Genomic DNA, 9,999 nt, shown 5'->3' on the forward strand with positions numbered 1-9,999 from the left:
ATACCGCGCTGTGAAACGCTTCGCTCCCACCGCATTGATGCTTGGAAATATCGTCACCGGCTGCGCGGTGCTGGCGCCGGCGGGCATGCTGGTCGAACTATCCCGCGGCCTCGACGTCAGCATCCAGACCGCGGGTCTTCTGGTCACCTTCGGCGCCGTCATGCTGTGCGTCGGCTCGCCGGTGACGGCATGGCTGACCAGCCGGATCGAACGCCGCACCCTGCTCACAGTGACGCTGTTGGTGATCGCGCTGACCAATGCGGCTTCGGCGCTTGCGCCCGACTACCGGACCCTGCTGGTCATTCGCCTGGTGATGCTCGCGGTCGGCGCGCTCTATACGCCGCAGGCGGCGGGCACCGCCGGCCTGATCGTGCCCGAGCAAAGGCGCGGCAGCACCATCGCCTATATCTTTCTCGGCTGGTCGCTGGCGGTCGCGATCGGGCTGCCGCTGATCACCTTCATCGCCAGCCGCTACGGCTGGCGCGCGGCCTATGGCGGCATCGGCCTGATCGGCTGCATGAGTTGCCTGCTGCTCCTGTGGCGTCTGCCGGGCGGCCTGGTCGGCGCGCCGGTCGACCTCAAGACCTGGGCCGATGTCGGCCGCAACCGGATGATTGTTCTGTTGCTGTCGATCACGACGCTGCAGATGTCCGGCCAGTTCGTCGTGTTCACCTTCATGGGGCCGCTGCTGGCGAAGCTGACCGGTGCGGGGCCGGACGCCATCGGGCTGGTGTTCGCGTTCTACGGCATCTTCGGCTTCATCGGCGCGGCGATTGGAACCCGCATCGTCGATTCCTGGGGCGCCTGGAGGACATCGGTGCTGTTCATGGTCGTGATGCTGGCCGGGGTGAGCGGATGGGCGCTGAGCGCGGGCATCTATCCGTTGATGGCCGCCTCCGTCGCGATCTGGGGATTGGGCTTCGCCTCGACCAATTCGATGCAGCAGGTGCGGCTGGTCGCCGCCGCGCCGGCGCTGGCGTCCGCATCGGTAGCGCTCAACACCTCGGTGCTCTATATCGGGCAGGCCGTCGGTTCGGCGATCGGCGGTTGGCTGTATGGGCGCGATCTGCTGCATGCTGCCGGTTATGTGTCGGCGGCCCTTGTCGCATTGGCATTGGCGACGGTCATCCTGAGCAGGCCGCGCCCGGCCGCGGCGCAGCCGGGATAAGCGCGTTTTAATCGCTGATCCCCTTATCGGTGCAATTGCCGATGAACGCAAAAGCCGAGTTGCCGCCGCGACGTTTGCCGCGCGCGGCGTAAATCGCGCCGGTGATGATCAGCGGGTGAGGATGGCGCGACGGCGCGAACGCGCCGGGATCAGCGGCTCGCAGGCCACGGCGCGCTCGCGACCCTGGTCAGCGCCGGCGTCGCCGCCATCTTGACCAGCACGTCCTTGACGGGGTGCTCGGTCCAGGCCTGGGTGACATAATCGCGATGGGTTATGCCGTCGGGCGTCTGGACGAAAATCACGCTGCCGGGCCGCAGCGGTCCATCCATGGTCTCGGTGACGGTGATGCCTTTTTCCCGCAGCATTGCGATCAGCTCGGCGTCATGCCGCCTGGTGTAGCGGGTATAGGAACTGACGAAGAATCCGGAACGGTTGTTCACGATCCAGGATGCGAACTTGTCGAGTTCGCCATAGACGGCATCGAGCAGGAACACGCCGCGGACGCGGCTGGTGACGCCGCCGACGTCGAGGCTCCAGGCCGTCGGCACGAAGCCGCCGCTATAGCCGACGATGACGATCGGCATGCTGGCGAACGCCTTGGCGGAACCCGGATCGCCGTAGAGGCGGGCGAGGTGGCTGGCCGATTCATCCATGAAGCGCTTGAAGCCGCCGGGCTGCCAGAACTTGCCGGCGCTGGAATCGGCGGCATTGACCGCCAGTTGCGGCGCGAGCAATACCGCGTTGACGCCGGAATCGGAAATCTGCTGTGGCACCATCTGCCGGTCGCGCACGTCGCGTTCGAGCGTCGCACCGTTGCCGTGGAAGAACACCACGATCACCCCCGGCCTGCGGACATCGAAATTCTCGGGGACGTGCACCAGCACGCGGCTGTCGTTGTAGGTCTCGTCCTGCCAGTAGACCCGGCCGTTATAGCTGCGATGGCCGCGGCGCTCGCCTTTGCTGATATTGAGGAACGGCGCCTCGGAGCGCGGATGGTTGCCGAAATAGGGGAAAGCCGAGGACTTCATGTTGACCAGCGTGGTCAGTTCTTCGCGATCCGACGGGCGCGGCAGCGTCAGCGTGGGCGCCAGCGACGCGACCCTGACGGACGCCGGCTCGGCCCGCGCGGTCGGCTTTGACGGCGGAAGCGCGACCTGCCGCTGCACCTGGCTGAAGCCTTCCTTCTCGGTCGGGAAGCGATCCCTGAACTGCGGCGCCGGGAAGCGGTCTTCGAAACTGTCGCCCGACGATGGCTGGGAATTCGCCGCCAGCATTCCCGCGCTCGGCGCCTTGCCGCACTGAACCAGAACGAGCGACAGCGGCACAAGGCAGCACGCCATTGCGGCCAACCGCCAGCGACGCAAACCGGCGTGAGCGGATGGGCTTGGGCAATGAAACGCCGCGCCCGGCGACACCGCCCGGCTCCCGCGTTCAACCATCTGGAATTTCGGAGTCGCTCCGACCATCCACCCACTGCCCCAAAGTGCACCGGCGAACGGCGTAGGCTCGCGGGTGCTCAGGCGACGTTTAAGATTCCGGAAAAAACTCCCCACATCCGGAAGCTATAAATAAAGCACGAAATCGTGTCGCGATTGTGGGCCTGCCATCCTGTTTTCGCAATGCCGAAGGCGCTTTAGCGGGCAGCTGCAGTGCGACAGGTATTTCGGTACCGATTTCTCCTGCCGATTTAAATCATTGTTAACACTGCTTGAATTGGAGCGCGTCAGCCTGCACCATGCTACTCGGGCGTGCGGCGCTGAAGGTACAGTCAGATATGGCGGCATCGGAAACCGGAGGCGCGGCGTGGTCCGGCCCGCTTCCCGGCGGCGGCTCGACGGTTTCGGTGCTGGTGGCGACGGCCATCGTGGTGGCCGACATGGTCGGCGTTGGCGTCTTCACCAGCCTTGGTTTTCAGGTCAAGGATATCCCCTCCGGCTTTTCCATCCTGTTGCTTTGGACCGTCGGCGGCATCGTCGCGCTGTGCGGGGTGTTTTCCTACGGCGAACTCGGTGCGATGTTCCCGCGCTCGAGCGGCGAGTACAATTTCCTGAGCCGGGCCTATCACCCGGCCTTCGGCTTTGTGGCGGGATGGGTGTCGGCGACCGTCGGGTTCGCAGCACCCGTCGCGCTGGCCGCGATGGCGTTCGGCGAATACGGCAAGTCGGTCGTTCCGAACGCGCCGCCGCTCGCGCTCGCCATCGGCGTGGTGTGGCTGGTGTCGATCGTGCAGCTTGCCGGCGTCAGGCATTCCAGCACCTTTCAGTTGATCGCGACCATTTTGAAGGTCGTGCTGATCGTCGCCTTCCTGGCCGCGGGCTTTTCGGTGGGCACGCCGCAGCCGGTGAGGTTTGCGCCGTCGGTTTCCGACTTCTCCCACATCGTCAGCGCGCCGTTCGCGATCAGCCTGGTGTTCGTGATGTATTCGTTCTCGGGCTGGAACGCCGCCACCTACATCATCGGCGAGATGCGCCTGCCGGGACGAAATCTGCCGCGCGCGATGCTGACGGGGACGCTGATCGTGCTCGTGCTGTACGTCGCCCTCAACGCTGTGTTTCTGCATACCACGCCGATCGACCGACTGGCCGGGCAGCTCGACGTCGCCCGCATCTCCGGCAGCCATATCTTCGGCGAGCTCGGTGGCCGCATCGTCGGCGCGATGATCTGCATTGGGCTGATCTCCTCGATCAGCGCGATGATGTGGATCGGGCCCCGTGTCATGATGACCATGGGCGAGGATGTTCCGGCGCTGCGCCGGTTCGCGCGGCGCACGAGCAGCGGCGCGCCGGCCTACGCCATCCTGTTTCAGCTGACTGTCGCGAGCCTGATGCTGTTCACCCGCAGCTTTGAAGCCGTGCTCGATTTCATCCAGTTCGCGCTGCTGTTCTGTTCGTTCTTCGCCGTGCTCGGCGTGATCAAGCTGCGCATCACGCGGCCCGACCTGCCGCGGCCCTATCGTGCCTGGGGATACCCGGTCTCGCCGCTGGTCTTCCTGTTCGTGACCGGCTTCATGATGTATTATCTTTTGACGGACCGGCCGCTGCAATCGGCGCTCGGTATGTTGATCATGATTTCGGGCCTTCTCATTTACGCCATTTTCCGCAAGCGGGATGGCGGTCCCGCGGCGGAAACGTCGGGTCGCGAATCAACATGATCTCGTTTGTGAGAATAGCAGCACTCGCTGTCGCATTGCTGTCCACGGCAACGCTGCCTGCGCGCGCCGCCGGCACCGCGACGGCGGACGATACCGCGCGCTTCCTCGCCGGGATGGCGCCCTCCGCCGGTTCGCCGCTCGCGGCGCTGACGAATGATCCGGCATGGCAGCGGCATGCGAGGTTTTTCGACACCGCGTTCGCCGAGCTCGAGCGGCGTCAGATATCGAAAATCCGCGCCTGGGCCGACACCAATCTGGCGGCGCCGCGACCGACCATGTTCTACATGTTCAGCGGCCCCGATTTCCTCTACGCCGACGCCTTCTATTCGAAGGCTTCGACCTACGTGTTGAGCGCGCTCGAGCCGCCCGGTTCGGTGCCTGATCTCACCAGATTGCCGCGCGGCGGCATCGCCGCCGCGCTCTACAATGTCGAGCGCTCGCTCGGATCGATCCTGAGCTTCAGCTTCTTCATCACCAAGCAGATGAAGGTCGATCTGAGCGCCGGGCAGATCGGCGGCACGCTGCCGATCCTCTATGTTTTCCTGGCGCGCTCGGGCAAGACCATCCGCGATGTCGCTCCGATCGCGCTCGATGAGAAGGGCGCCGCGTATTTCGGCAACGAAAATCCGGGGCCGAACGCCGCGCGCGGCGCGCGCATTATCTTCGCCGGCAGCGACGGCGTGGAACGGACGCTGTATTATTTCTCGACCGATCTCTCCAATTCCGGCGTCCAGGCCTCCGGCTTCCTGAAATTCTGCGCGACGCTCGCCCCCGGCAACAGCCTGATCAAGAGCGCATCCTATCTCCCGCACTCCGGCAATTTCACCACGGTGCGCGACTTCATCCTCGCCAACAGCGCCACCATCATCCAGGACGATTCCGGAATACCGCTCGCGTATTTCAGCCCGAAGAAATGGCGGTTCTTCCCGTTCGGCCGCTATGCCGGGCCGATCGCGGAATTCCCCGGCCGGTATCAGCAGTCATATGCCGAGTTGTTCAGGCGCAGCCAGCCGATGGATTTCGGCATCGGCTATCGCTGGCGCACCCATGAATCGAACCTGCTGCTGGCGGTGAGGCTGCCCGCCGACGAGTCGGGCGGCGCCGACACGACGTCGTCGGCGCCATCGGCCGAACCCTCGCCGCGTCCACGCAAGCCGCGTCCGCCGGCGCCGTTCTGGCAGTCGAGGGATTTCTTCTGGTTTTCGCGCTAGCGCGTATGCGATCGAAAGCTCAGCCGCGGCCGGGGGCGGCGGATTACGCCGGAGCCTGTCATCGGCCATGCCTTGCGCGGACCCGCTACGCTCTTGATGAGGAGCAGCCAATCTACGGCGCGTTGACGCCGCGCCAGCGGCCGTACCGCCACGGCAGATACCAGCGTGCGCCGGGCGGCCGCGCCGACGGGACGTTGTCGATGCCGGACGTGCCCCAGGGTTGGCAACGCAGCAGCCGCGCCAGCGTCATCCATCCGCCGGCCCATAATCCGAACCGCTCGATCGCTTCGTCGCCATAGACCGAGCAGGTCGGCAGATGGCGGCAGTTGTAGCCGACCAGCGGCGACAGTGTGTGCCGGTAGATCCAGATCAACGCCCGCCCAAAATTGCGCGGCAGGCGGCGAACCGCGCCGCCGCGGCCCGGAGAATGCTGGCAATGCGACGATGAATGTTCCATGCGCGGCCTGCTGCGATCATATGCCGGGTTTTGCGTGATTCCAGAGCGGGGAAATGGGCCGGTGCAGATATTGCGCCACACTCGGCAAATTTCCGCCTTTTGGGTGGCGGCGCAGCCAAGGTTCTGTGGACGCCCGCGACTCGCAAGGTTACCTTTTTGATAACGCTTCGATGGCAGAATCACGTCGCGTTGAATTGGGGCCATTGCCGACATCCGCTGGCCGGCATGGGGGAAGGAACCAAATTGAGGCTCGTGAGGTCGCCAAAACTTCGCGGCTGGGCGCTGCTCGGCGCCGTCGCCCTGTGCATCGCCGTGCCCGGCGCCATCACCACGCCAGGCAACTCGGCCAGTGCCCGCGTCAGCCTCGAAGAACGTAAATTGCCGATGCGCTTCAATTGGGTGGCGTGCCAGCCCAATTGCAAGGGCTGGGTCAGCGCGGTCGGCATCGTCACCGCGGACAGCCCGCGGGAATTCGACGAGTTCGCGCGCGGGCGCCAGCTGGTCGGCGCGACCATCGTGCTCGATTCCAGCGGCGGTTCGGTCAACGACTCCATCGCGCTCGGGCACCGGTTCCGCAGTCTCGGTGCCCTCACCACCGTCGGCATCAGCGTCGTGACACAGACGACACAAGGCGAACGCGCGCGGGTCTTGCCGGAAGCCTATTGCGAGTCGATGTGCGTCTTCCTGCTGCTGTCGGGCAAGACCCGTTACGTGCCGGAAGCGGCCCATATCCGCGTCCATCAGATCTGGATGGGCGACCGCGCCGACGATGCGAAAGCGGCAAGCTATACCGCGCAGGATTTGATGATCGTCGAACGCGATATCGGTCGTCTCGCCAAATATACCTTCGACATGGGCGGCACCGGCGACCTGTTGTCGCTCGCGCTGAGCGTGCCGCCATGGGAAGACCTGCACGAATTGTCGCGGGCCGAGCTGCGGTTGGCCAATCTCGTGACCACGGATGCGGTCGCCGACGTGCTGCCTCGGGACAATGCGTCGGCGCCGATGGCTGCGCTGAAGCCGAAGGCATCGGACCGCCTCGTCAGCGGCGGGATTGAAGGGCCGGCGCAGGCGGCAAAGTCGACCAGGACGGCCGAAGCGTTGGTCCCGACGGGTGGCGCGGTGACGGCAACTCCAGCAAAGTAGCGGTATATATCAACCTGACGCCGGGTTTATCCCTGCGCCGCTGCGGGCTGGCTGGCCCTGGTCTCGATCTGGCCGATCGCATCCACGACGGCGTCGAAGGTCAGCATGGTCGAGGCATGCCGCGCCTTGTAGTCGCGCACCGGCTCGAGCAGGGCGATGTCGGCCCACTTGCCCTGCGGCGGCGGGCCATTCTCCTTCAGCATCTTGCGCACGGTCTCGCGCAAATCGCGCAGTTCGTCCGCGGTCGAACCGACCACATGGCTTGCCATGATCGAGGAGGAGGCCTGGCCAAGAGCGCAGGCTTTGACGTCATGGGCAAAGTCGGTGACCACGGGCCCCTCCATCTTGAGGTCGATCCTGACGGTCGAGCCGCACAATTTGGAGTGGGCGGTGGCGCTGGCGTCGGGGTCGGCGAGCCGGCCGAGCCGCGGAATATTGCCGGCCAGTTCGATGATCCGCTTGTTATAGATGTCGTTCAGCATCGAGGTCTCGGAACTCGCGGATCGGAGCGCCCTTGGCGGCCGGGCTCCATCATCCTATATATGGACCGCAATGGCGGAAATACAGTCCGGCCATGTCGCCACGGCGGCCTAAATAGAAGCCAATTCTGCGGCTGTGGTGCTAGGATGAGGGGGATTCAGGCGTCCGGCGGCAAAAACCGCCCCGTCTGCCCGGTGACACTCCGGTCTCACTGACCGGTCGAACGGAGTCGACATGGACGCCTTGATTAAATCTATCCGGCCCGGCAAATCTTCCGATCCAAAAGCCCTGGAAACCCGCCCCGGCGAACTCGATCCGTCGGAATTTCTGGCCGCCGCCGTCCGCGCCGACCTGCCGCGTCCGTCGCGCGCCGAGGCCGAAGCGGCGGTGCTAACGCTGCTCAGCTATATCGGCGAGGATACTGCCCGCGAGGGACTGATCGATACGCCGCGCCGCGTCGTCGAAGCTTTCGACGAACTCTACCAGGGTTATCATCAATGCCCCGCCGAGGTGCTCGACCGCACTTTTGGCGAAACCGCCGGCTATGACGATTTCGTCCTGATCCGCGACATCGAATTCACCTCGCAATGCGAGCACCACATGATGCCGTTCTACGGCAGGGCGCATATCGCCTATACGCCGGTCGAGCGGGTGGTGGGCTTGTCGAAGCTGGCGCGCCTCACCGACATCTTCGCGCGCCGCCTGCAGACGCAGGAGCATCTCACCGCGCAGATCGCCGCCGCCATCGACGAGGTGCTGAAACCGCGCGGCGTTGCCGTCATGCTCGAGGCGGAGCATACCTGCATGTCGGTGCGCGGCGTCGCCAAGCATGGCGCGATGACCTTCACCAGCCGCTTCACCGGCATGTTCCGCGACAATCCGGCGGAGCAGGGGCGTTTCCTGTCCATGGTGCGAGGACCGAACCGGTAGCCTCGCTCGAAATTTGCGAGGACGATCCGTGTCCACATCCACCGATAACCATGATCGCGAGGAAGGGCTGGCGTTCCAGCCCAAATTCGACGCGTCGGGCCTCGTGACCTGCGTGGCCACCGATGCCGCGACCGGCGAGGTTTTGATGGTCGCGCACATGAACGACCAGGCCCTGCGCAAGACCATCGAAAGCGGCGAGGCCTGGTACTTCAGCCGTTCGCGCCACGCGCTGTGGCGGAAGGGCGAGACCTCCGGACATGCGCAGCGGGTCGTCGAGATGCGGATGGACTGCGATCAGGACGCGGTCTGGATCCGGGTCGAGCAGTCGGGCGCGGCGTGCCACACCGGAAGGCGGTCGTGTTTCTATCGCGCGGTGACCGGGAGCGGCGGCGACACGCGACTGTCGTTGGTGGATGCGGACCGGCTGTTCGATCCGGCCGCGGTGTATCATCAAAAGACATAGAGCGTTCCCCGGATGCTGCGCAGCGCCATCAGCGCGTTCACGCGCGTCTTCGAGGCGCCATCAGCGCGTTCACGCGCGTCTTCGAGGCGCTATGGCTTTGCGGCGTGGTGCGCCGCGGATCCGGGGTCCATCCTGTTGGTCAGGTCCCGGCGCTGCGTCCGGGACACGAACCTCCTTAACCCGCCGTTAACCATGACTGCCGCAGTCTGGCGTCGCATGGGCGCCGATTGTCGGCGCCTTAGAGGGACGCGCGTCGTTTCGCGAGGAGCGGGGCACCAAGCAGATGTCGGTCGACCCATCAAACGCCACGGCTGCGGCAGGTGCCGATCCCACGCGGGTGAAGATCGCGGGCTCGATCCGGCAGGCCGCAAGCCATAGCGGCGCCAGCTTCGAATATCTGCTCACCACCGCCAAGATGGAGTCCAACTTCAATCCGAAGGCCGCGGCCTCGACCTCGTCGGCGCGCGGGCTGTTTCAATTCATCGACCAGACCTGGCTCGGCACGGTGAAAGAAGCGGGCGCCCAGCTCGGCTACGGCAAATATGCCGATGCCATCACCAAAAACCCTTCCGGCAGCTATTCGGTCAGCGATCCCGCGGCGCGGGCCGCGATCATGAAGCTGCGCGACGATCCCGATGCCGCCTCGTCGATGGCGGCGGCGCTGACGCAATCCAACAGCTTCAAGCTCACCGGCAGGATCGGCCGCCGTCCGACCGATCCCGAACTCTATATGGCGCACTTCATGGGTGTCGGCGGCGCGGCAAAACTGATCGCGAATGCCGAGGATCATCCGCAAGCCTCCGCGGCGCGGATGTTTCCGAACGCGGCCGCCGCCAACCGCTCGATCTTCTATGATCGCACCGGTGAGACGCGCAGCGTCTCGCAGGTCTATTCGGTGCTGAGCTCACGCTACGCCGGTGCGGCCAATTCCCGGGCGACGCGCACCGCGATGGCCGCGGTCGGCGGCGGCCTGCCGCCACGCGGGCCGCTCGC

At 65.2% G+C, this 9,999-nt stretch carries 10 protein-coding genes; 7 read left to right on the top strand and 3 right to left on the bottom strand.

Features of this window, described 5'->3' with window-relative positions; translation table 11 throughout:
• Positions 1–10: 10 nt before the first annotated feature.
• Entirely contained in the window at positions 11–1,168 is a 1,158-nt protein-coding gene (locus tag WCE35_RS03785) for an MFS transporter (protein ID WP_424592014.1), read from the top strand.
• A gap of 149 nt (positions 1,169–1,317) precedes the next feature.
• On the opposite strand, the gene WCE35_RS03790 is transcribed toward WCE35_RS03785, so the two are convergent.
• Positions 1,318–2,508, bottom strand: a complete 1,191-nt coding sequence (locus WCE35_RS03790) for an alpha/beta hydrolase (RefSeq protein WP_424592005.1) — start codon at positions 2,506–2,508, stop codon at positions 1,318–1,320.
• A 434-nt stretch (positions 2,509–2,942) separates the two neighbouring features.
• Between WCE35_RS03790 and WCE35_RS03795 the strand changes: the two genes are divergently transcribed.
• On the top strand, positions 2,943–4,319 hold the full coding sequence (locus tag WCE35_RS03795; protein WP_424592006.1) for an APC family permease: 1,377 nt from the start codon (positions 2,943–2,945) through the stop codon (positions 4,317–4,319).
• Positions 4,316–5,530: a hypothetical protein gene (locus tag WCE35_RS03800; RefSeq protein WP_424592007.1), complete on the top strand. Its 1,215-nt coding sequence runs from the start codon at positions 4,316–4,318 to the stop codon at positions 5,528–5,530. The genes WCE35_RS03795 and WCE35_RS03800 overlap by 4 nt, the downstream gene beginning before the upstream one ends.
• Before the next feature lie 112 nt (positions 5,531–5,642).
• Here the strand turns inward: WCE35_RS03800 and yidD are convergent, their stop codons facing one another.
• A complete protein-coding gene (yidD, locus tag WCE35_RS03805; protein ID WP_424592008.1) occupies positions 5,643–5,987 on the bottom strand; it encodes a membrane protein insertion efficiency factor YidD in 345 nt (114 codons plus the stop codon).
• Positions 5,988–6,212: 225 nt separating this feature from the next.
• Between yidD and WCE35_RS03810 the strand changes: the two genes are divergently transcribed.
• Positions 6,213–7,133, top strand: coding sequence for a hypothetical protein (locus WCE35_RS03810; protein ID WP_424592009.1), 921 nt, complete (start codon positions 6,213–6,215; stop codon positions 7,131–7,133).
• Positions 7,134–7,159: 26 nt separating this feature from the next.
• Here the strand turns inward: WCE35_RS03810 and WCE35_RS03815 are convergent, their stop codons facing one another.
• Positions 7,160–7,615: an iron-sulfur cluster assembly scaffold protein gene (locus WCE35_RS03815; protein ID WP_424592010.1), complete on the bottom strand. Its 456-nt coding sequence runs from the start codon at positions 7,613–7,615 to the stop codon at positions 7,160–7,162.
• Between the two features lie 232 nt (positions 7,616–7,847).
• On the opposite strand from WCE35_RS03815, the gene folE reads away from it, so the two are divergent.
• The 3 genes from folE to WCE35_RS03830 all read left to right on the top strand — a co-directional run.
• On the top strand, positions 7,848–8,543 hold the full coding sequence (gene folE / locus WCE35_RS03820; RefSeq protein WP_424592011.1) for a GTP cyclohydrolase I FolE: 696 nt from the start codon (positions 7,848–7,850) through the stop codon (positions 8,541–8,543).
• Positions 8,544–8,571: 28 nt separating this feature from the next.
• Positions 8,572–9,006, top strand: coding sequence for a phosphoribosyl-AMP cyclohydrolase (gene hisI / locus WCE35_RS03825; RefSeq protein ID WP_424592012.1), 435 nt, complete (start codon positions 8,572–8,574; stop codon positions 9,004–9,006).
• A gap of 283 nt (positions 9,007–9,289) precedes the next feature.
• A partial coding sequence (locus WCE35_RS03830) for a transglycosylase SLT domain-containing protein (RefSeq protein ID WP_424592013.1) occupies positions 9,290–9,999 on the top strand: 710 nt, incomplete at its 3' end.

Origin of the sequence: Bradyrhizobium sp. (assembly GCF_049691595.1) — a bacterium.
In the GTDB taxonomy this organism is placed as follows: Bacteria; Pseudomonadota; Alphaproteobacteria; order Rhizobiales; family Xanthobacteraceae; genus Bradyrhizobium.